At 66.2% G+C, this 20,974-nt stretch carries 20 protein-coding genes; 9 read left to right on the top strand and 11 right to left on the bottom strand.

The annotated features are described in order from the left end of the window. Window positions 1-284 (bottom strand): transposase (locus tag G341_RS0106125; protein ID WP_018177401.1); only part of this gene is annotated, 284 nt, incomplete at its 3' end. A 357-nt stretch (window positions 285-641) separates the two neighbouring features. On the opposite strand from G341_RS0106125, the gene G341_RS21210 reads away from it, so the two are divergent. Next, window positions 642-1,058 (top strand): hypothetical protein, encoded by a 417-nt coding sequence (locus tag G341_RS21210; RefSeq protein ID WP_155826804.1) that lies wholly within the window; start codon window positions 642-644, stop codon window positions 1,056-1,058. Between the two features lie 7 nt (window positions 1,059-1,065). Here the strand turns inward: G341_RS21210 and G341_RS21205 are convergent, their stop codons facing one another. Then, complete coding sequence (locus G341_RS21205; RefSeq protein ID WP_018178231.1) at window positions 1,066-2,058, bottom strand: adenylate/guanylate cyclase domain-containing protein; 993 nt, start codon at window positions 2,056-2,058, stop codon at window positions 1,066-1,068. Window positions 2,059-2,062: 4 nt separating this feature from the next. Beyond that, window positions 2,063-3,310, bottom strand: coding sequence for a TetR/AcrR family transcriptional regulator (locus G341_RS24270; protein WP_018178230.1), 1,248 nt, complete (start codon window positions 3,308-3,310; stop codon window positions 2,063-2,065). A gap of 182 nt (window positions 3,311-3,492) precedes the next feature. On the opposite strand from G341_RS24270, the gene G341_RS0106105 reads away from it, so the two are divergent. From G341_RS0106105 to G341_RS0106090, 4 genes are all read left to right on the top strand, one after another. Next, window positions 3,493-4,701 (top strand): acetyl-CoA C-acetyltransferase, encoded by a 1,209-nt coding sequence (locus G341_RS0106105; RefSeq protein ID WP_026303305.1) that lies wholly within the window; start codon window positions 3,493-3,495, stop codon window positions 4,699-4,701. Between the two features lie 36 nt (window positions 4,702-4,737). After that, entirely contained in the window at window positions 4,738-6,909 is a 2,172-nt protein-coding gene (locus G341_RS0106100; protein WP_018178228.1) for a 3-hydroxyacyl-CoA dehydrogenase NAD-binding domain-containing protein, read from the top strand. A gap of 127 nt (window positions 6,910-7,036) precedes the next feature. After that, the gene (locus G341_RS21200) at window positions 7,037-7,429 is read left to right on the top strand and encodes a DoxX family protein (protein ID WP_018178227.1); all 393 of its coding nucleotides are present in this window, start codon (window positions 7,037-7,039) and stop codon (window positions 7,427-7,429) included. Between the two features lie 127 nt (window positions 7,430-7,556). Continuing rightward, window positions 7,557-7,745 carry a hypothetical protein gene (locus tag G341_RS0106090; RefSeq protein ID WP_018178226.1) on the top strand — a complete coding sequence of 63 codons (189 nt, stop codon included), beginning with the start codon at window positions 7,557-7,559 and terminating at the stop codon, window positions 7,743-7,745. Window positions 7,746-7,793: 48 nt separating this feature from the next. On the opposite strand, the gene G341_RS0106085 is transcribed toward G341_RS0106090, so the two are convergent. The 4 genes from G341_RS0106085 to G341_RS0106070 all read right to left on the bottom strand — a co-directional run bounded on the left by G341_RS0106085 (window position 7,794) and on the right by G341_RS0106070 (window position 12,015). After that, window positions 7,794-8,576, bottom strand: a complete 783-nt coding sequence (locus G341_RS0106085; protein WP_026303304.1) for an SGNH/GDSL hydrolase family protein — start codon at window positions 8,574-8,576, stop codon at window positions 7,794-7,796. Between the two features lie 52 nt (window positions 8,577-8,628). Beyond that, on the bottom strand, window positions 8,629-9,411 hold the full coding sequence (locus tag G341_RS0106080; protein ID WP_043450791.1) for an SGNH/GDSL hydrolase family protein: 783 nt from the start codon (window positions 9,409-9,411) through the stop codon (window positions 8,629-8,631). Between the two features lie 100 nt (window positions 9,412-9,511). Then, on the bottom strand, window positions 9,512-10,264 hold the full coding sequence (locus G341_RS0106075; protein ID WP_018178223.1) for an amino acid ABC transporter ATP-binding protein: 753 nt from the start codon (window positions 10,262-10,264) through the stop codon (window positions 9,512-9,514). Then, on the bottom strand, window positions 10,261-12,015 hold the full coding sequence (locus G341_RS0106070; protein ID WP_018178222.1) for an ABC transporter substrate-binding protein/permease: 1,755 nt from the start codon (window positions 12,013-12,015) through the stop codon (window positions 10,261-10,263). Before G341_RS0106070 ends, G341_RS0106075 begins: the two co-directional genes overlap by 4 nt. Window positions 12,016-12,182: 167 nt before the next feature. Between G341_RS0106070 and G341_RS0106065 the strand changes: the two genes are divergently transcribed. Then, the gene (locus G341_RS0106065; protein WP_018178221.1) at window positions 12,183-13,043 is read left to right on the top strand and encodes an alpha/beta fold hydrolase; all 861 of its coding nucleotides are present in this window, start codon (window positions 12,183-12,185) and stop codon (window positions 13,041-13,043) included. A 3-nt stretch (window positions 13,044-13,046) separates the two neighbouring features. On the opposite strand, the gene G341_RS0106060 is transcribed toward G341_RS0106065, so the two are convergent. After that, entirely contained in the window at window positions 13,047-14,006 is a 960-nt protein-coding gene (locus G341_RS0106060) for a R2-like ligand-binding oxidase (RefSeq protein WP_018178220.1), read from the bottom strand. 108 nt (window positions 14,007-14,114) lie between these two features. Beyond that, a complete protein-coding gene (locus G341_RS0106055; RefSeq protein WP_026303303.1) occupies window positions 14,115-16,277 on the bottom strand; it encodes an MMPL family transporter in 2,163 nt (720 codons plus the stop codon). 110 nt (window positions 16,278-16,387) lie between these two features. Here G341_RS0106055 and G341_RS0106050 point away from each other — a divergent pair, with 110 nt between their 5' ends. Both G341_RS0106050 and G341_RS0106045 read left to right on the top strand, forming a co-directional pair. Further along, window positions 16,388-16,813, top strand: a complete 426-nt coding sequence (locus tag G341_RS0106050) for a DUF302 domain-containing protein (RefSeq protein WP_018178218.1) — start codon at window positions 16,388-16,390, stop codon at window positions 16,811-16,813. Next, window positions 16,813-17,073 (top strand): metal-sensitive transcriptional regulator, encoded by a 261-nt coding sequence (locus G341_RS0106045; RefSeq protein ID WP_018178217.1) that lies wholly within the window; start codon window positions 16,813-16,815, stop codon window positions 17,071-17,073. Before G341_RS0106050 ends, G341_RS0106045 begins: the two co-directional genes overlap by 1 nt. Window positions 17,074-17,077: 4 nt before the next feature. Here the strand turns inward: G341_RS0106045 and G341_RS21195 are convergent, their stop codons facing one another. Continuing rightward, on the bottom strand, window positions 17,078-17,971 hold the full coding sequence (locus G341_RS21195) for a LysR family transcriptional regulator (protein WP_043450789.1): 894 nt from the start codon (window positions 17,969-17,971) through the stop codon (window positions 17,078-17,080). A gap of 104 nt (window positions 17,972-18,075) precedes the next feature. Here G341_RS21195 and G341_RS0106035 point away from each other — a divergent pair, with 104 nt between their 5' ends. Beyond that, window positions 18,076-19,065 (top strand): DMT family transporter, encoded by a 990-nt coding sequence (locus tag G341_RS0106035; protein WP_155826802.1) that lies wholly within the window; start codon window positions 18,076-18,078, stop codon window positions 19,063-19,065. Here the strand turns inward: G341_RS0106035 and G341_RS0106030 are convergent. Beyond that, a complete protein-coding gene (locus G341_RS0106030; RefSeq protein WP_026303302.1) occupies window positions 18,993-20,966 on the bottom strand; it encodes a M13 family metallopeptidase in 1,974 nt (657 codons plus the stop codon). The genes G341_RS0106035 and G341_RS0106030 overlap by 73 nt on opposite strands. Window positions 20,967-20,974 lie beyond the last annotated feature (8 nt).

Here is a 20,974-nt window from a genome sequence, read left to right as displayed (position 1 = left end):
ATCTTCCCGGCCGCGTCAGCATCGGCCAGTACCTCGGCAAGAACGATGTCCCAGGTGCCGTCCTCGGCGTAACGGCGGTGCCGTTTCCACACCGTCTGCCATGGCCCGAACACCTCCGACGGCAGGTCACGCCACGGAATCCCGGTCCGGTATCGATAGATGATCGCTTCGACAACCTGCCGGTTGTTGCAGAACGGACGCCCTTGCCGCCCAACGTTTGACGGCAACAACGGCTCGATCCGCTCCCACTGCGCATCACTGAGCGACTCACACCTAGAACTCATCCACCGATCATCAGCGACCGATCACCCAATCATTAGGAGACACGCCCTAGTCGGCCGGGTTGAAAGAGATCCGTGATTATCGGCATAACGGACATACGCGTAGATGCGCTAAGTATTCTCCAGAGATCGCTGACGAACTGAAATCGAGGACGTCGTATGCGTCGATTCGCCGCGCTGACGCCGATGATGGCGATCTTGCTCGTAGCCGGGTGTTCGCAGTCCGGGCGCGATGGTGCAGCTGCTCCCACGTCGGTTGCCGCCGGGTCGGCGTATTGGGAGAGGGGTGTCGCCACTGATGAATCCATGGGCAGTCCGACGGTCTCCACGGTCCCCGCGACAGCTGACTTTCCGATCGATATGAGTGATATGCGGAACCTTGCCGGGGCGACTGATGCGATATTCGTCGGCCGAGTGCTCATCCAGATCGACGACAAGTCACTGGGGTCGCTTCCGGAGACCCAGTACCGAGTCCAGGTAGTGGATTCACTGAAAGGCGATGCGCGAGAAATGATAACGGTGAACCAACAGGGCGGGCACGACAACGTGCGGAGAGCTCTCGTGGTGGTCAACGGCGACGAACCGTTGGTGACCGGGAAGCATTACCTGTTCGCCACCAAGTATCTTCCGGCCGAGAACTGGTACACGCTGGTGCCGAACTTCGGCGACCGGCCCCTCGACGACAATGTATTCAGCTCCGGCGGCCCGGAACCGAAGATCGTGACCGACATGCGCGACGCGATCGCGAATCAGATCCCATATCCGCAGCCGCGATAGTCGGTAATTACTTAGAGCCTTCCAGTTCCGGGGACCGGGCATAGCTGAGCACCCGCGCCGACAGTCGGCGGTACCCGCGGACGCTGAGCGGCGGGATCGAGCGCAGCTTGAAGCGAGGGTCGGTGATGGCATCGGCGCAGGCCTTGTCGACCAGCACGGTTCCGGGCCGCGCCGAGCCGGTGAGCCGCGCGGCGATGTTGACCGGCTCGCCGAACACGTCGCCGAATCGCGACAGCACCTTGCCGGTCGCCACGCCGCCGCGCAGCTGCGGCAGGTCGTGCTGGTCGGGGATCTGCTGCAGCTGCATGGCGATTTCGGCGGCCGTGTTCGCAGTCTCCGCGGAGTACATGATCTCGTCGCCGATCGTCTTCACCACGGTTCCGCCGGCCTGCACGATCGCCCGATGCGCATGGGTCTCAAAGGTTTCCAGTAGATCGCTGAGCTCGGCGAGCCCGACGCGACGCGACAGGCTGGTGTACCCGACCAGGTCGGCGAACCCGATCGACTGCGTTCGATGGTCGGGGTCGACCGTCGCGGCGAGACTGGTGATGGCGGCTGCAAAATGACGCCGCCAGATCAGGCTATGGATGCGCTCGATCGCGGTGACGATCTGGGACATCGATACGTCTACGTTCGGATCGCTGAGTACCTCGGCGAATTGGGAGGCTTCCCAGTCGGCCAGTCGCGACATGGTCTGGCCGATCGATCGCGCCATCGCGACCTCCAGCGCCATGCGCTCGGGCTGGGAGTTGTCGATCATCGACATCAGTGCGAGCGCCTGCACGTCGTCGTCGGTGAGGACTTTGGCGTCCGGGTCGTTGTGCGAGAAGCCGAATGCGCTCCAGACGCGCTCGGATCGCTCGGGGTCGATGCCCACCATCGCGGTGGCGTCGTTGCGGGAGTATTGCGGGGCCCCGGTGCAGCCGTTGAGCTGGCTCAGCAGCTTGTCGGGGTCGAGCTCGTGGGCGGCGACGGTGGCTGGATCGGGGCGATCGTCCATCGATCTAGCTTGCAATACCGAGGGCGCCTTTGGCCAGGTATGCGAGAGTCCCGCTGATCTGTGCGCCGCGCAGCACACCGTCGTCGACCCGGCGCCAGTTGCGACGCACCCGCATCGCATCGTTCACGATGGTCAGCGCGGCGTGCACCGACACGGCTCGCTCGGCCTCGGTGAGCTCGGGGTGCAGTAGGCCGTAGAGGTCGATCCAGCGGCGGACATAGGTGCGCTGCACCGTGACCAGATCGGCGGCCGCCGGAACGTCGTGCAGCGCGGCCCGGTTGCTGAACGACACGGTGAGATCGGGTGTCGCGGTGAGGACCTGGACATAGCTGTCGACCAGCGCACGCAGGCGGTCGGCCGGATCGCTGGTCTGCGAATACGCCGCGATAACCGTGGCGTCGAGACGGCTGGCGTTGCGCCGCGAGATCGACAGCAGGATCTCGGCCTTGTTCGAAAAGTGTTTGTACACACTGGGTCCGGAGATTCCGACTGCTGCACCGATCTCGTCCACCCCGACGTCGGCGAAGCCGCGCAGCCGGAACAGATCCGAGGCGGCATCCATGATCTCGTCGCGACGTCCGGCGGGGCTGGGGTGCGCGATGGGCGAATCGGCCAGCGGCGGAATGTCGGTCGGGTCGAGTTCGAGCAGCCGCACCACGGTGGCGGCGATCATCGCCCGAGCACGGGACGCCGGAATGCGGGTGCCGTGCACGGTGAGGCTGCCGGTGACCGACAGGATCGCCCAGGCGAGCTGCTCGCAGGTGCGCGACTGGAGTTCGGGACGGTCGTGCAGCAGGGCGTCGGCCCAGCGGGTCAGCACCGCGCGCGTACGCCGGGCGACCTCGACGTTCTGCTTGTCGGAGAGGAAGTCGCTGTTCCAGCGCCAGAGCACGGCCGCGTCCGGCCGGTGCACCGCCAGCCCGGCGATGGTGTCGACGATCTGGTCTCGGGACGGCGCGGTGCCGTCGGCTCGGGGCGCGAGCGCCGCGTCGGTGCAGGCCTCGAGATCCTCGACGCCGGCGAGCACCGCGGCCGCCAGGGTGTCCTGCTTGTCGGCGAAATGCCGATAGAGCGCGGGTGCGGTGACCCCGGCGGCGCGGGCGATGTCGGCCATCGATACCTGCGAATATCCCTTCTCCAGAAACAGCCCGGTGGCATGGCTGATCAGCCGCGCACGCCGGTCGGCCGGGCGGGCGCGGCCGGATGCGGTGACCGATGAGGTCGCCGGAGCGGCGCCGGATTCTGGAGACATTGTGAATGCACCCTAGCGCAATCTTCGGCGCTCGCCCAGCATGTTGATCAGGGGGTATAGCCAAATAAGTTATGGCGCGTTAGCCTGGTACCGCACGCCCCCTTCGGGCCCCTCCGTGGGGCGGCGTCTGCGAACCGGCACAACGCCGATCTTCAGCGGAATACATGCGAAAGGACATCGCAATGAGTGATGCGTTCATCTACGAGGCCGTTCGGACGCCTCGTGGCAAGCAGCGCGGCGGCGCGCTGCACAGTGTCAAGCCGATCGACCTGGTTTCGGGACTGATCAAGGATCTGTTGGCGCGTCACGGCAGCCTCGATCCCACCGACGTCAACGACGTGGTGCTCGGTGTCGTCTCGCCGGTCGGCGAGCAGGGCGCGGTCATCGCGCGTACCGCAGCGCTCGTGTCGGGCCTCGGTCAGAGCGTCCCCGGTACCCAGATCAACCGCTTCTGCGCGTCCGGCCTGGAGGCCGTCAACCTGGCCGCCGCCAAGGTCGCCTCGGGCTTCGATGACCTGGTGCTCGCCGGTGGTGTGGAGTCGATGTCGCGCGTGCCGATGGGCTCCGACGGCGGCGCCCTGTTCATGGACCCGGCCACCGCATACGACAACTACATCGCCCCGCAGGGCATCGGTGCCGACCTGATCGCCACCATGGAGGGCTTCAGCCGCGAGGACGTCGACGCGTTCGCCGCCGAGTCGCAGGCGCGTGCCGCCAAGGCTTGGGAGGCAGGGCTTTTCGCGAAGTCGGTCATCCCGGTCACCGACATCAACGGCGTCGTGGTCCTCGACCATGACGAGCACATGCGCCCCGGCACCACCGTCGAGCAGCTCGGCAAGCTCAAGCCGGCGTTCCAGGGCCTGGCCGACATGGCCGGTTTCGACGATGTGGTGATGCAGAAGTACCCGCAGGTGGAGAAGGTCAACCACGTGCACACCGGCGGCAACAGCTCCGGCATCGTCGATGGCTCCGGCCTGGTGCTGATCGGTAACGAGGAGGCGGGCAAGCGTAACGGCCTGGCCCCGCGCGGCCGCATCGTCACGTTCGCCGAGATCGGCAGCGAGCCGTCGATCATGCTCACCGGCCCCACCCCGGCCACCGAGCTGGCGCTGAAGAAGGCCGGCCTCACCACCGAGGACATCGACGTCTACGAGCTCAACGAGGCTTTCGCGTCGGTCGTCATGAAGTGGGAGAAGGACCTGGGCATCCCGCACAGCAAGGTCAACGTCAACGGTGGCGCCATCGCCATGGGCCACCCGCTCGGTGCCACCGGCGCGATGATCCTGGGCACCTGCCTCGACGAGCTCGAGCGCACCGGCGGGCGCTACGGCCTGGTCACCCTCTGTATCGGCGGCGGCATGGGCGTCGCGACTGTCATCGAACGCCTCTGAGCCGCAAGATCACACAGAAAGAATCACTGAAAAGCTATGACTGACAACATGATTGTGTGGGAGAAGGACGCGGACGGCGTCGTTATCCTGACCATGGACGACAAGTCCCAGGGCGCCAACACCATGAACCAGACGTTCATGGACTCGATCGCCGCGACCGTCGATCGTCTCGAGGCGGAGAAGGACGACATCACCGGTGTCGTCCTGACCTCGGCGAAGAAGACCTTCTTCGCCGGCGGCGACCTCAAGGACATGACCGCCGAGCGGACGCAGACCAAGCAGGAGATCGCGACTCAGATCACCGAGCGCACCAACGGGATGAAGAAGGTGCTGCGGCGCCTGGAAACCCTTGGCAAGCCGGTGGTTTCGGCGATCAATGGCGCCGCTCTCGGCGGTGGCCTGGAGCTCACGCTGCACACCCACCACCGCATCGCGGCCGACGTCAAGGGCAACCAGCTCGGCCTCCCCGAGGTCACCCTGGGTCTGCTCCCCGGTGGCGGCGGCGTGGTTCGCACCGTGCGGCTCCTGGGCTTCCAGAACGCGCTGATGGGCGTACTGCTGCAGGGCCCGCGGCTGAAGCCGGCCAAGGCCAAGGAGATGGGCCTCATCGACGAGGTCGTCGGCACCGTCGACGAGCTCATCCCGGCCGCCAAGAAGTGGATCGCCGAGAACCCCGAGGCTCAGCAGCCCTGGGACGTCAAGGGCTACAAGATCCCCGGCGGCGCTCCCACCAGTCCGGCCGTGGCCGCCAACCTGCCGGCGTTCCCGGCCATCCTGCGCAAGCAGATCAAGGGCGCCAACATGCCGGCCCCACGGGCGATCCTCGCCGCGGCCATCGAGGGCGCGTACGTCGACGTCGACACCGCCGACATCATCGAGACCCGCTACTTCGTCTCGCTGGTCACCGGTCAGGTCGCGCAGAACATGATCAAGGCGTTCTTCTTCGACCTGCAGCACATCAACGGTGGTGGCTCGCGGCCCGAGGGCTACGACAAGTACACGGCCAAGAAGGTCGGCGTCATCGGCGCCGGCATGATGGGCGCGGCCATCGCGTACGTCTCGGCGAAGGCCGGCATCGAGGTCGTCCTCAAGGACATCGACATCGAGGCTGCCAAGCGGGGCAAGGGCTACTCCGAAAAGCTTGAGGAGAAGGCGCTTTCGCGGGGCAAGACCACCAAGGAGAAGTCGGACGCGCTGCTGGCGCGGATCACCCCGACCGTCGATCCCGCCGATTTCAAGGGCGTCGACTTCGTGATCGAGGCCGCGTTCGAGTCGGTCGAGGTCAAGAACAAGGTGTTCCAGGAGATCGAGGACATCGTCGAGCCGGATGCAGTGCTGGGCTCGAACACCTCGACCCTGCCGATCACCATCCTGGCCGAGGGCGTGAAGCGGGCCGAGGACTTCATCGGCATCCACTTCTTCTCGCCGGTCGACAAGATGCCGCTGGTGGAGATCATCAAGGGCGCCAAGACGTCTGACGCGGTACTGGCGAAGGTCATCGACTACACGCTGCAGATCCGCAAGACCCCGATCGTCGTCAACGACAGCCGCGGGTTCTTCACCAGCCGCGTCATCGGCACCTTCATCAACGAGGCCGTCGCGGCCGTCGGTGAGGGCATCGAGCCGGCGTTCATCGAACACGCGGGCACCCAGGCCGGCTACCCGGCCGCGCCGCTGCAGCTGATGGACGAGCTGACGCTGACCCTGCCGCAGAAGATCCGCAAGGAGACCGAAGCGGCGGCCAAGGCCGAGGGCAAGGAGTTCCCGCAGCACGGTTCCTATGCGGTCATCGACTGGCTGGTCGAGGAGGGCCGCACCGGCAAGAAGGACGGCAAGGGCTTCTACGACTACACCGATGGCAAGCGCGACCTGCTGTGGCCGGGCCTGCGCGACCATTTCAAGTCGGGCAGCGTCGAGATCCCGCTGGAGGACATGAAGGAGCGCATGCTCTTCGCCGAGGCGCTGGAGACTGTCAAGTGCTTCGACGAGGGCGTGCTCACCTCGATTCCGGATGCCAACATCGGCTCGATCTTCGGTATCGGGTTCCCGGCCTGGACCGGCGGCGTCGTCCAGTACATCAACCAGTACGAGGGCGGCCTGCAGGGCTTCGTCGACCGGGCCCGTGACCTGGCGTCGAAGTACGGTTCGCACTTCGAGCCACCGGCCTCGCTGGTCGAGAAGGCCTCGAAGGGCGAGAAGCTCAAGTGAGTCAAAATTGCTGAGCTAATCGGTAATTCGGTCTAATCGGCCCGGTTCCCCATCAGGGGAACCGGGCCGATTGCCGTCTCGCGATAGCGCTAGGTTGGTACGCGTAGCTCACAAACAGGAGGTCCGCATGAAGCTCACCCGTATCGTCGCTCGTCCGCTGCTGGCATCGATCTTCGTCTCGGCCGGGGTGAATCACCTGCAGAATCCCTCGCACGCGGCCGGCATGGTCGAGCCGCTGACGGAGCAGCTGCCGGACACGGTGCCGTCGCAGCTCACCGATCCCGAGAAATTGGTGCTGGTCAATGCAGTCGTACAGGTCGGCGCCGGTTCGGCGCTCGCGCTCGGGATCAAGCCGAAGTTGGCCGCGCTGGCGCTCGTCGGCTCGCTGATCCCGACAACGCTCGCCGGGCACCGCTTCTGGGAGATCGAGGATCCGCAGATGCAGGCCATGCAGCGGATCCAGTTCTTCAAGAACGCCTCGCTCATCGGCGGCCTGCTGAGCGTTGTCGGCCAGGACTGAAGTTGCGCTAGCGAAATCTGAAGTCGCCCTGGCGAAATCCGCGCCGCGTTCATGCATGCGCGCCGACTGCAACTGGCGCAGATCCACGAAAGCGGCGCGGATTTCGTCGTCAGGGGAGCAGACACTTGTGCCGGCCAGCGTCGACATGCATTTCCGCAACGGCGCGGTCGCGATCTCATACATCTCTACGCTGCTGCTCGGTCCAGACGGCTCGTACGTCAACGGCGGCGACACCTTGTTCCGCCAGATCGGTGCCTTTGTCGCGCCAGATGACGCGCCGCCGGTGCTGCCGGGGAACCCGCCGCCGGGCTACTGAGCGCTGAGATGGCGGAGGTGATTCGCTGTTGAGTGCCGCGAATCCCCGTCAGAGCGGCGGGAACGCCGAGCCGAGCACGGGCTGCAGGTCAGGGCGTTTGGGCGTGCGGCCGTCCCCAAGTGAGATGCCGCGCACCTTCCGGATGAGCCAGGGGGTCAGGAACACGACCAGCCAGCGGACGTCCTGTACCACGCCGACGAGCGCGTTGCGACTCTTCGGATCACCGTGCCGCGCACCCCAATCCGGGTCACTGCCCGGTAGGCCCAGCGCGTAGGCCGCACCGGCGGCGAATCGATCGTGCCCTGACGGTGAGGCATGCAGGTAGTCCTGCGACCACGACCGCCGATCGGTCAGCACGGGTGCAGCGTGCAGATCGGCGAGGACGAAACTGAATTCCTCGGCGAAGTCGCGCATCATCTGGTTGATCTGTAACAGCCTGTGCTCGAACCGCCTGCCGAACGGATTGGTGTCGCGCATGTTCGGGAAGGTCGAGATCAGCACGGTCGCACCGGATTCCGCGAGCCGTGAGTAGATGGCGCGCAGGTCACGCTCGACATCGGCGAGCTCGATGCGGCCGATGACGTCGTTCATCCCGAGCGGTGCTGCGATGAGATCCGGCTCGAGTGCAAGTGCCGGCTCCAGCTGCTCGGCGAGGACATTGCGCGTGTTCTTGCCGCGGATCGCGAGATTCGCGTAGAGCAGGTCCGGGTTGACCTGGGCTATGCGCGCGGCCAATCGATCGGCCCAGCCCCGGTAGCCTGCCCGATCATCTCCGTCGCACATGCCCTCGGTCTGGCTGTCGCCTATGGCGACGAATCGAGAGTATGGCACCTAGCCCATGGTACGACCTGGACATGCGGCCAGGCTGTGAGGTTGTTGTGACTCAGCCGGCCACCGGCTGGCAGCTGATCACCGGTTCGAGCGCGGGGCGTTTGGGGGCCCGACCATCGCCCATCGACACCCCGCGCACCGTGCGAATTACCCACGGCGTGAAGAACTCCACCGCCCACCGGGCGTCCCGGAGAAGCTCGGTGACTCGCGCATTGCGGGGTGAACCCGGCTGCGGGACAGCCCAATTCGGGTCGCTACCGGGAAGGCCGAGGGCATACGCGGCGGCCGCTGCGAATCGATCGTGACCCAACGGCGAGGCGTGGAGTCGGTCGCGTGACCACGCGCGCAGATCGATGAACACCGGGGCGGCATACAGATCCACCAGCACGAAACCGAATTCGTCGGCATAGTCGCGCATCACCTGGTTCAGCCGCAGCAGCCATGGCTCGACCCGCCGCGCCACCGGAATGGTTCGCACGACGTTCGGATAGGTCGGAATCAATACCGTGGCACCGGATTCGGCGAGGCGCCGATAGATGTAGTGCAGGTCGCGCTCGACCTCGTCGAGGTCATGCCGGCCGATCACGTCGTTCATGCCGAGCGGCGCGGCGATCAGGTCGGGGTGCAGCTCCAGCGCCGGTTCCAGTTGATCGATGCGGGCATCGCGGGTCGTCTTGCCGCGTACGGCCAGATTCGCGTACAGCAGTTCGGGATTGACGCACGCGATCCGATCCGCGAGCCGGTCCGCCCATCCGCGGTATCCGGCCCGATCATCGCCGTCGCCCATGCCTTCGGTCTGACTATCACCGATCGCGACGAATCTGGAATACGTCACGCCGTACAGTGTGCCGACGTTCGGGTTCAATATCTGCCGAGTTGGCCGAGACGTTTCTCCGGATTGTCGAAATTGTTATATGCCGCGGCGGGAACGGGATTCAGAGAACCTGCGCCAAAAAGGTTCGCAGCCGAGCCGATTCGGCGGATTCGAAGATCTTCTCCGGCTGTCCGGTCTCGACCACAGCGCCCTGATCCATGAACAGCACGCTGTCGGAAACAGTTCGTGCGAAGCCCATTTCGTGGGTCACCACGACCAGCGTCATGCCCTGGGTCGCGAGGTCCGTCATCAGCGCCAGCACGCCCTTGACCAGCTCGGGATCGAGCGCCGAGGTCGCCTCGTCGAAGAACATCACCTGCGGCGACATCGCGAGTGCGCGGGCGATGGCGACGCGCTGCTGCTGGCCGCCGGACAGGTTGGCCGGGCGTGAATCGGCCTTGCCGCCGAGTCCGACGACCTCCAACTGCTGCAACGCCAGGGCGCGCGCCTCCTCCTTGCCCAGCCCGCGCAGCTTCCGGGGCCCCAGGGCGACGTTGTCGGCGACGGTCTTGTGCGGGAACAGATTGAAATGCTGGAAGACCATCCCGATGCGGCGGCGCAGCTCGTCGGGGTTGTCTCCCAGCACCGATCGGCCGTCGAGCAGGATGTCGCCGCGATCGGGTTCGTGCAGCCGGTTGAGCACCCGCAGCAGCGTCGATTTGCCCGACCCGGACGGCCCGATGACGGTGGTCGTCGTTCCGGCGTCGACCTGGATGTCGACGCCCCGCAGGACGTGATTCTTGCCGAAGGACAGGTGCAGATCGGTGCCCGTGAGCGAAACAGGCTGGGAAGCAGGACTATTCACGGTACTCATCCCTTCTCCACGGCGAGTTCGATCGGTGAGCTCGGATCGGCGGCCTCGGGTCTGCCGGTGCGCAGCCGTTTGTCGATGTAGTTGACGAGATGGGTCAGCGGAATCGTCAACACCAGGTACATGATTCCGGCGGCCACGAGCGGAGAAAGGTTGCCGGTCTGCGCGTTCAGATCGCGCCCGACCGCGAACAGCTCGCGCTGGCTGGCGAGCAGGCCCAGGAAGTAGATCAGCGAGCTGTCCTTGATGAGGCTGATGAACTGATTCATCAGGGCGGGCAGCACCCGGCGCACGCCCTGCGGGATCACCACCAGACTCATCGACTGGCGGTAGCTGAAGCCGATCGCCCGGGCAGCCTCCATCTGGCCGGCCTCGACGCTCTGGATGCCGGACCGGAAGATCTCGCCGATGTATGCGGCGGCGAGCAGGCCCAGCGCGATCGCGCCCAGCCAGTACGGGTTGTTGTCGGTGATGTCCTTGACGACCGGGCCGATGCCCAGGCCGATCACCAGGATCACGACCACCGCCGGCAGTCCGCGGAAGATATCGGTGTAGACCCGGGCCGGATATCGCAGCCAGCGGGAGCGGGAGATACCCGCGACGGCCAGCAAGAGGCCCAGGATCGTGCCGAGGATGCCGGAGACCACCGCGAGGATGAGCGTGTTGGGCAGGCCGGTTTTGATGAGGTCGGGGAACGCGTGGCGGTACAGGCTCCAGTCGAAGAACGTGTCGGAGAGCTGCTGCAGCGTGCTCTTCCGCGCGACCGGCTGGTTTCCGGGATGCGTCGCGGCATGCTCGGCCGCGATCTTCGCGAAGTCGGGGAACTGCGGCATCGGCGCGGCCTTGCTGCCCGGCTTCCAGCCAGGCGGCAGCGTGCGCGGCTCCCAGTCGGTGTAGAGCTTGGCGTACGTGCCGTCGGCGATGATCGCGTCCAGTCCGGAGTTGAGCGCGTCGACCAGGCGCGGGTTGTCCTTGGCGACGGCCCAGGCGACGAAATTGTTGACGCTGAAGGTGTTTTCGACGATCGCCGTGTTGTCGCCGGGCTTCACGGCGCCCTCGGCCTGTGCGGACGGAGCCACCCAGGCATCGATCAGGCCACTCTTGAGATTCGCGTAGGCGGTGGCGTAATCGGGGAACTTCACCGGATCCAGGTGCAGGGTGTTGACCACGTAGTCGTCCTGCACGGTCCCCTGCACGACGCCGATGCGGGTGGACTTGCCGAGCTGGCCGAAGCCGTGGATCGATCCGTCGGTGGGCACGACCAACGAGAAGTAGCCGAAGTCGTAGCCGTTGGTGAAGGCGACGGTCTGGCGGCGGGCGTCGGTGGTGGTGATCGACGAGGAGCCGACATCGAACCGGTGGTTCGCGACCTGCGACAGCAGCCCGGCGAACTCGGTACCGGAGAACTCGATCTTGAGGTGCAGCTTGTCGGCGATGGCCTTGAGGAGTTCGTTGTCGAATCCGGTGAAGACGCCCTTGCCGTTGACGCAGATGCTGGGCCCGGCGTCCGAGAGGGTGCCGACGGAGATCGTCCCGGGTTTGCTGAGACCCAAAGCGGCGGTGTCGATCTGGTCCAAGGGGGTCACCGTGGGCGTGGTGTAGCGGTCGACCGCGCCCGTCTCGGCCGCGGCCAGGTTCGTCGGCGCCGCCGATGCCGACGCGATGCCGGGCGGCGTGCAGTTGTCCGCGGGTGCGGCGGCGGCCCGGGTGTTCCAGCCGCCGGCCACCGTGAGAATTCCGATGAGCGCCGCCACCAGGAGCAACGATGCGATACGCGACGTTCTACGTGCAGTCACGCCGTTCGACCCTAGTGATTCGGCGCGACCTGCGGGCACTTCTCCTCAGCGGGCGCCGAAATGCATGTTCCGTTGCGCGGTACCGAGCGCTGTCACAAAACTGGAACACGTTCTATTCTGGGGCGGTGGACGTGACATATGAGGGCACCAAGAAGGAACTGAAGACCGATGAGGGCACGCTGGTCTATCACGAGGCGGGCGAAGACAAGGGCGGCGAGCCGCTGATCCTGCTGCACGGCTCGGGGCCAGGCGTCACCGGGTGGCGGAACTACCGCAACAACCTGGGCGTCTTCGCCGAGCACTTTCACACCTACATCCTGGAATTCCCGGGCTTCGGCGTGAGCGAGGCGGTCGAAGGCCACCCGGTGCTCACCGCCGGCGGCTCGGTGCTGCGCTTCATGGACGGACTCGGGATCGAGAAGGCGAAGATGATCGGCAACTCGATGGGCGGCGTCGTCGGCGTCAACCTGGCGATCAAGAACCCCGAACGGGTTGCCAAGCTCGTGACCATCGGCGGCGTGGGCGGAAACATCTTCAGCGCCAGCCCGACCGAGGGCCTGCAGCTGCTGCAGGAGTTCACCGACGCGCCGGACAAGGACAAGCTGGTCCGCTGGCTCAACTCGATGGTGTGGAACAAGGATCTTGTCACCGACGAACTCATCGAAGAGCGCTGGGCGGCGGCGATCGATCCGGACGCGCACAAGACCGCGGCGATGATGTACGGCTCGGCCGCGTGGAAGATGCAGCAGAAGTTCCTGGCCACCGCGGACATCCCGCCCTACTGGGCGATGATGCACAAGGTCACCTGCCCGACGCTGCTGACCTGGGGCCGCGACGACCGGGTGAGCCCGCCGGACATGGCGCTGATGCCGATGCGGCTGATTCCCAACGCCGAGCTGCACATCTTCCCCAACTGCGGACACTGGGTGATGATCGAGGCCAAGGAGGCCTTCGAGCGCGCGGTGATCGAGTTCCTCGGCCGCTGAGGCCTAGCCGGTCATGACGGCGTGGTCCTCGGCGCCGAACTTGTCCTCCAGGGTCTCGGGCGAATAATCGACGTCGATCTCGGCGACCGGCCGGCCGCGGGCGGACTCGATCGCGCCGAGCCGGCGCTGCGCGCGGTCGGCCGCGTACTGCACGAACTCGTCGTTGTCGAAGCCGAACGGTGGGTCCTCGAACTGATCGTTGACCCAGGTGATCATGTTCGCGACATGCGGCAGCATCTCGCCCATCCGCTCGCCGACGACCGCCCACAGCGCGTCGTCGCCCGCGACGTGTCGACGGCAGGTGAAGGTGCCCCACGCCATGTGTCGACGTTCGTCGATGCTGATGTTGCGGATCAGCTCGCGCATCCCGGGGAAGATGTCGTTCTCCACGCAGATCTTCTGCCAGGCGTAATAGCCGGTGAGGGCCAGGCTGCCCTCGACCACGTGGTTGTAGGTGACGCTGGCGCGGACCTGATTGGCCGGTGACGGATCGCTGGCCAGCGCCCGCAGCGTCGCGGGCTGCTCCTGATAGAAGATCTTGCGGTAGTGCGGGTTCTCGTAGACGTACGGATGCAGGTCGTCGGTCAGGCCGATGGCGTCCATCCACAGCCGGAACCCCTGCGTGTGCTTGGCCTCCTCGAAGCAGAACTGCGAGAGGTACAGCTCATCCGCGATCCGGCCCTCGGCGGCCATTGCCTGCATGAACGGCTGGATGTCCTCGGTGACCGACTCCTCGCCGGCGACGAACTGCGACACCAGATAGGTGGCGCTGCGGCGCTGCTCATCGCTGAGGGTGTGCCAGTCCTCGGCGTCTTGGCTGAAGTCGATCGCCGACGGATCCCAGAACATCGCGTTGCCCTTGGTGAACAGGCGCATCGGGAACATGCGTTGATCGAGTCCGCCGCGGGACAGCGAACTGAACCCGCTGCGCAGGTCGGAGTCGGACGAAACGGTTGCTGTCATGGCGACATCACCTCAAGACGAGATCGGCGGGCTGAATGCCTTACCCTCACGGTAGTTTGGTTACAGCCGTAGCAGGAATGGTTTGGCGAATTCAGCCCGCCCGCAACGTCACTCGTGCGCGAAGCTGATGTTCGGCAGGATCCGCCGCAGCCAGCGCGGGGATGCCCAGGCGGCGCGCCCAGCGATCCGCAGCGCGATCGGCAGCAGCACCAGCCGCACCAGGAACGCGTCGAGCAGCACCGCGACGCCGAGGATGACGCCCATCTCCTTGGGCGGCAGCGGTCCCGATAGTGCGAATGTGAAGAATACGGCGACCATGACGCCGCCCGCGGCGAAGATGACCCGGCCCGAATGTGCGACCGCGCCGACCATGGCCGCGCGGGGGTCGCCGGACTTCTCCCAGTGCTCCTTCGCCGACGACAGCAGGAAGACGGTGTAGTCCAACGCGATCGCGAAGATCATCGCGAAGAAGAACACCGGAGCCCAGGCGTCGAGGAATCCCTGATGCTCGAATCCGAGCAGCGACTCGCCGATCCCGTTCTGGAAGATCAGGCGCGCGACGCCGAAGGCCGCGGCGGTGGATAGCAGGCTCAGCAGCGTGCCGATGAGAGCGATCAGCGGTGCCCGCAGGGCGATCAGCAGCAGGATGAAGCCGAGGCCCAGGACCACCGAGATCACCACCGGCGTCGAGGAATCGAGCTGCTTCTTCAGGTCGATGTTCTCCACCGCCGCGCCGCCGACCAGGGAGCCCGGCGGCAGCTCGTCCCGCAATCGGTCGACGGTGGTGACGAGGGTCGGGTCGGACGGGTCGACCGTCGGGACGGCGGTGATCAGCGACAAACCGCTGCCGTTGATTGCCGCGATCGCCGGCATCGTGCTGGCGATACCCGCATCTGATCGGAGGATGTGTTCAGTCGCCGCAGCCTCCGACTTCCGCGCGATGATCTGCAGGGTGCCGGGTGCACCCGGCCCGAATGCGTGTTGAACCGCGTCGTAACCCACTCGGGCGCTTGCGGACTCGGGCAGGACCTTGATCGATGGCATCGAGGTCTTTATTCCGACGATCGGCGCGGCCAGTGCTGCGAGGATGAGCAACGCGCCGACGCCCCAGCGGACCGGGTGACGCCACAGCTGCCCGCCCCACCGTGCGAACGCCGGGGAGCGGTGCTCGCCGATCCTCGCCCAGGGCAGCGCGAGGCGATTGATCCGCTGGTCGAGCTTGGCGAGGACCAGCGGCAGCAGGGTGAGCGTCGCAGCCAGGACGAAGACGACGGACAGCATGATGCCGCCGGCCATCGACCGGAACGCGGGTGACGGTACGAGCATCACCGCCGACAGCGAGACCAGCACGGTCGCCCCGGACAGCAGCACCGCCTTGCCTGCGGTATCCATCGTCTCGGCGATCGCCTGCCCGACGGATCCGCCGCGCCGGGCGCGTGCCGCCCGGTATCGGACGACGAGAAACAACGCGTAGTCGATGCCGAGCGCGAGCGAGAACATCATCGCGAAGTTCATCGCCCAGATCGACACCGGCGCAATCTGATTGAGCAGTACGAGCGAGCCGGCCGACGCGACCAGGCCGGCCAGCGTCAGTAGCAGCGGAAGTCCGGCTGCGACCAGCGTGCCGAAGGCGAGCAGCAGGATCGCGAAGGTCACCGGCCACGACAGCATCTCGGACTTGAGCATCGCCGACAGGTTGGCCTTGTTGAAATCGGCCCACAGTGTCGACGATCCGGTCGGGTCGACCTGGACCGTCGGACTCGACAGCGCGCGCAGCGGCTTCTCCAGATCGGTTGCGGCCCGCACCATCTCGTTCGGATCGGCGCCCGCGCCGGCGAGGATGATCGCCGTACTGCCGTCCGGGCTGAGTGAGGCTCCGAGGGTCGGTGCGATGACCTGGGAGATCCGCGAATCCGACCGCAGCAGCCGCTCGGTGGCCGCGATCACCCGCGGGCCGTCACCCTGGGTAAGAGTGCCGTCGGTGGTGTGGACCACGACCTGAATCGCGTGACTTGCGTTGCCACCGAAGTGTTTCTGCGCGAGGTCGCGCACCCGCACCGACTGCGAGCCCTCGGCCTGCCAGCCCGCGCCGGACAACTCCTTCTCGACCGATGGCGCGAAGACACCGAGACCGATCACGACGAGCACCCACACTGCCGCGACCAGCTTGCCGTGGCCGACCACCCAGAGGCCGAGACGCCCGAGCCGGCCGAGGGCCGCGGAGGTGTCGGCGGATTCGGCTCGGGATGCAGTGGTGCGCGGCAAGGGCATGGGTTCTTCTCCGTTCATAACCCCCTGGGGGGATGTGGCGAAGCCGACGCTAGCATCCCCCCTGGGGGTTATGCAAGGATAGTCGAGAACCGGAAAAGAGGAGATATTCGATGTCTGAAGCCACCCCGTCGACCGAATTCACGCTCACCAGGACGGTCCCGCACACGTATGCCGAGACCGTCCGTCGCGTTCGAGAGGAGCTGGCTGAGGTCGGGTTCGGGATTCTCACCGAGATCGACATGGCCGCGACGCTCAAGGCCAAGCTCGACGTGGACACGCCGCCGAAGGTGATCCTGGGCGCCTGCCGTCCGCAGTTGGCGCATCAGGCGGTGGAGATCGACCCACGTATCGCGACCCTGCTGCCCTGCAACGTCGTCGTCACCGCCGTCGACAGCGGGTCGGTGATCGACGTGCTCGATCCGATGGTCATGCCGGAGTTCACCGGCAACGACGAGTTGACCGGCGTGGCTCAGGACGCGCGCGACCGCCTGCTGACGATGCTCGATGCCGTCACCGCGATGCCCAGGGAGGCCTGATGAAGATCGAACAGGACGACGCCAAGCCGATCGTCACCCGCATGAAGCGGGCGCACGGCCATCTCGCGACGGTCATCCGCATGCTCGAGGAAGGGGAGGACTGCGAAGACGTCCTCACCCAGCTGGCCGCGGTCAACAAAGCGCTCAGTCGCAGCGGGTTCGCGCTGGTGTCCACCGGGCTGCGGCAGTGCATCGCCACCGAGGGCGTCGACAGCGTGGATTCGAAGAAGCTCGACAAGCTGTTTCTGGCGCTGGCCTGACGGCTCAGATGGCCGACAGCGGGTATGCGGAGCTGTGCAGGAGCTCGACGCGGTCGTCGCCGACATGCTCGGCGAGCACGGCGGCGATGGTGTCGCGCACGGCCACCCGGGTGCGATCGGTGTAGACGACGCCGAGCTGCACGGGCGGCGGTTTCGGCGCGCCGGGCAGGGCGATCAGCCCATCCGGCAGCCGATCGAGCACGGGGACGAGCATGGCGCCCGCCCCGCTGCGGACCGTGTCGAGTCCTGTCGCGAGATCGTTGATTTCTGCGGCGACCGACCAGCTCCGGCCGGACACGCTGAACGCGTCGAAGCTGGGCTGGCGCAGGGTGCACGGCGGCGAGAACACCACGAGTGGTACCGCGGCATCGGGTGCCGGCGCGGCCGCGGTGGCCGACCACAGCCAGCACAGCCGGAAACCCGAGGAGCGCAAGGACAATTCGGGTGCGACCCGGGTGGTGACTGCGATGTCGACCTGGCCGGACTCCAAGAGCGAGCGGATGTTGGCGTTGCGGTCGAGGTGGAAGCGTACTTCGGTGTCGGGAAAGGCCTCGCGGAGCCGGGCGACCGCTACCGGGAGGATCACGCCGGCACTGTTCTGCGCCGCGCCGACGGTGATGACCGTATCGGGACTCTTATCGAATCGGGCTACCGCTCCGTCGTGGGCGGCGAGGATGCCGCGTGCATGGGCCAGTAGTTCCTCGCCGTCGCGCGTGAAGGCGATGCGCCGGCCCTCGCGACTGACCAGGGCGACCCCGGCCTCCTTCTCCAGCTTGCGAAGGTGCTGGCTGACGGCCGATTGGGTGATCATCAACGACGCGGCGGCGCGATGCACGCCGCCTGTGCAGGCGACCGCTACCAGCGATCGCAGCGGGGTGATGTCGAAGGTGCGCGGCATATCGTCAGCATACGACATCCGGCGCAATCGATCAGTATCACTAATCAATTAGTTCGGAATTATTCGTTGGACCTCGAGTTGTCGGCGACGGTGCAATGGGGGACATGAAGAAGCTCTCTCTGCCGCTCGGCGCGTCGACCGCGTTCTTCTACGCACTCGGGTATCCGGTCGGGGCGCTGGCGGTACGCGCCGCCACGCCGGGCGTCATTCTTCTTGCGCGGTTCGGCATCTCGGCGCTCATCCTGGTGGCGATCGTCGTCTCTCGTCGTCTGGAATGGCCGCGTGGCCGCCAGGCCTGGCACGCGGTCGTGGTCGGATTGCTCACGCAGGGAGTGCAATTCGTCGGCTGCTACGAGGCGATGTACTGCGGCGTTTCGCCGGTGCTCGTGGCATTGGTGATCGCGATGAACCCGGTGATCACCGCCGCGATCGCGACCGGCATGCTCGGCGAACGTCTGTCGGCACGACGGGTTCTCGCCGTGGGACTGGCGATGATCGCGGTCTGTGTGGCCTTCGCGGGACGCGTCGCGGCCGTCGGGCATGTGGAGGTGGCCATCGTCTGGGTGATCGTCGCCGTGATCGGTCTCGCCCTCGGCGGCGTGTACCAGCAGCGCTACCTGAATCAGGGGCATCCGCTGGCGATCAACGCCATCGGTGTGTCGGTCGCGTTGGTGCCCGCGGGCATCTTCACCGCCGTCACCCCGCAGCACGTCGTCAATGTGGCGCACACCGTCACGTGGGTCGGCGTCATGGTCATCACCAGCTCGGTGATCGGTGCCAGCCTGTATTTCACGGTGATCAGGCAGGCCGGGGCAGCGGCCGCCGCACTGTTGTTCGGCGTGATCCCGTCGATCGCCGCTTTGTTGACCTGGGCGATGCTCGGTCAACGGCCCGATATCGGTGTCGTCATCGGGTTGGTCATCGGTGCGGCGGCCTGCCTGATCGGGGCGGGCGCGGGCCGGCCCGTCGGCAGGCCTGCGTCGCTATCCGAGCCGACGCAGGCCGTGCCCGGCCAGTTGGTTCACCAGATGCGTACCCGCTCAGTCGGTTCCAGGTACAGCGCGTCCCCCGGCTGCACGTCGAATGCCTCGTAGAAGGCGTCGACGTTGCTGATGACGCCGTTGCAGCGGAACTCCGGCGGTGAGTGCGGGTCGATCGACAGTCGTCGAATCGCCTCGGCCTCACGGGTTTTGGTGCGCCACACCTGGGCCCAGCCGTAGAACACCCGCTGCAGGCCGGTCAGCCCGTCGATCACCGGCGCCTCGGCGCCGCCCAGGGCCAGCTGGTAGGCGACCAGCGAGATGGACAGCCCGCCGAGGTCGCCGATGTTCTCGCCGATGGTGAACTCGCCGTTCACCTTGTACTCCGGGTCGAGGCCCTTCGGGGTGAACCGGCCGTACTGCTCGATGAGCTTTCCGGTGCGCTTGCCGAATTCGACGCGATCATCATCGGTCCACCAGTCGATGAGGTTCCCGTCGCCGTCGTACTTGGCTCCCTGGTCGTCGAAGCCGTGGCCGATCTCATGGCCGATCACCGCGCCGATGCCGCCGTAGTTGGCGGCGTCGTCGGCATTCGGGTCGAAGAACGGCGGCTGCAGAATCGCGGCCGGGAACACGATCTCGTTCATGCCGGGGTTGTAGTAGGCATTGACGGTCTGCGGCGTCATGAACCACTCGTCGCGGTCGACCGGCTGGCCGATCTTGGCGAACTCGCGATTCTGCTCGAATGCGCTGGCCCGCGCCACGTTTCCGATCAGGTCGTCACGATCGATCGTCAGCGACGAGTAGTCGATCCAGCGTGCCGGGTAGCCGATCTTCGGCGTGAACTTCTCCAGCTTCGCCAAGGCCTTGGTACGGGTCTCCGGACTCATCCACTCCAGGTCGGAGATGTTCTTCCGGTATGCCGCAACCAGATTGGCGATCAGCTCGTCCATCCGGGCCTTGGCCTCGGGCGGGAAATGCTTGGCGACGTAGAGCTTGCCGACCGCGAAGCCGATCGACTGCTCCACCAGTTCGACCCCGCGCTTCCAGCGTTCGCGGATCACCTCGGCGCCGGTGAGCTTGCGGCCGAAGAAGTCGAAATGCTCGAGCGCGAAGGGATCGGACAGGTAGCGCGCGGCCGAATGCAGCACCCGCCACGTCGCCCATGCCTGCCACTGCTCGAGGGATCGCTCCTCGAACAGCCTCGCGACACCGGCCATGAAGGAAGGCTGGCCGACGACGATCTCCGCGAACACCGACTGCTCGGCATCGAGGCCGCCCAGCCACTGGCGCAGATGCAGGCCGGGGGTCTCGGTGAGCAGGTCGTCGAAGGTGCGCAGGTTGTAGGTGAGTTCCGCGTCGCGGCGCCGGACGACATCCCAATGGTGGGCCGCGATGGCGGTCTCCAGCTCGAGGATCGACTCGGCGTGCGCGGCGGCGTCGGCATCGCCGGCAAGCGTCAGCATCCGCTCGACATGATCGCGATACTCGGCACGGGTCTGGGCGTGCTTGTCCTCGCGGTAGTACGACTCGTCCGGCAGGCCCAGCCCGGACTGGGTGAGGTGCACCAGATACCGGTCGGACTGCTTGGCGTCGGTGTCGACGTAGAACCCGACCAGGCCGTGCGCCCCGCCGGTCTGCGCCTCTCCGATCAAGCGGGCCAGCTCGGCCTTGTCGGCGGCCGCGGCGATCGCACCCAGCAGGGGCCGGATCGGATCGAGGCCGAGGCTGTTGATCCGGTCGGTGTCCATGAAGCTGGCGTACAGGTCGCCGATCTTCTGCTCATCGGAACCGGGCGCCGCTTCGGTGTCGGCGAGTCCGGTGATGATGTCGCGGACGTTCTCCTCGGAGCGATCGCGCAGCACCAGGAATGCGCCGTCGATCGGCCGGTCGTCCGGGATCGGATGTTCGGCCAGCCAGCGACCGTTGACGTGCTCGAAAAGGTCGTCCTGGGCGCGGGTGTCGGTGTCCACCCACTCGAGATCGATTCCGGAAGGCTGCTGCGTAGTCGTCACGCTTTCCC

Source organism: Jongsikchunia kroppenstedtii DSM 45133, assembly GCF_000380485.1.
GTDB lineage: Bacteria > Actinomycetota > Actinomycetes > Mycobacteriales > Mycobacteriaceae > Jongsikchunia > Jongsikchunia kroppenstedtii.
This window is presented reverse-complemented; position numbering and strand designations above follow the sequence as displayed.

What these genes read in the sequence shown, in the direction of transcription:
- G341_RS24270 (WP_018178230.1), bottom strand. Translation starts at nt 3,310, where the DNA reads ATGTCTCCAGAATCCGGCGCCGCTCCGGCGACCTCATCGGTCACCGCA.
- G341_RS21205 (WP_018178231.1), bottom strand. Translation starts at nt 2,058, where the DNA reads ATGGACGATCGCCCCGATCCAGCCACCGTCGCCGCCCACGAGCTCGAC.
- G341_RS0106060 (WP_018178220.1), bottom strand. Translation starts at nt 14,006, where the DNA reads ATGACAGCAACCGTTTCGTCCGACTCCGACCTGCGCAGCGGGTTCAGT.
- G341_RS0106105 (WP_026303305.1), top strand. Translation starts at nt 3,493, where the DNA reads ATGAGTGATGCGTTCATCTACGAGGCCGTTCGGACGCCTCGTGGCAAG.
- G341_RS0106050 (WP_018178218.1), top strand. Translation starts at nt 16,388, where the DNA reads ATGTCTGAAGCCACCCCGTCGACCGAATTCACGCTCACCAGGACGGTC.
- G341_RS0106045 (WP_018178217.1), top strand. Translation starts at nt 16,813, where the DNA reads ATGAAGATCGAACAGGACGACGCCAAGCCGATCGTCACCCGCATGAAG.
- G341_RS0106100 (WP_018178228.1), top strand. Translation starts at nt 4,738, where the DNA reads ATGACTGACAACATGATTGTGTGGGAGAAGGACGCGGACGGCGTCGTT.
- G341_RS21200 (WP_018178227.1), top strand. Translation starts at nt 7,037, where the DNA reads ATGAAGCTCACCCGTATCGTCGCTCGTCCGCTGCTGGCATCGATCTTC.
- G341_RS21195 (WP_043450789.1), bottom strand. Translation starts at nt 17,971, where the DNA reads ATGCCGCGCACCTTCGACATCACCCCGCTGCGATCGCTGGTAGCGGTC.
- G341_RS0106035 (WP_155826802.1), top strand. Translation starts at nt 18,076, where the DNA reads ATGAAGAAGCTCTCTCTGCCGCTCGGCGCGTCGACCGCGTTCTTCTAC.
- G341_RS0106055 (WP_026303303.1), bottom strand. Translation starts at nt 16,277, where the DNA reads ATGCCCTTGCCGCGCACCACTGCATCCCGAGCCGAATCCGCCGACACC.
- G341_RS0106075 (WP_018178223.1), bottom strand. Translation starts at nt 10,264, where the DNA reads ATGAGTACCGTGAATAGTCCTGCTTCCCAGCCTGTTTCGCTCACGGGC.
- G341_RS21210 (WP_155826804.1), top strand. Translation starts at nt 642, where the DNA reads ATGAGTGATATGCGGAACCTTGCCGGGGCGACTGATGCGATATTCGTC.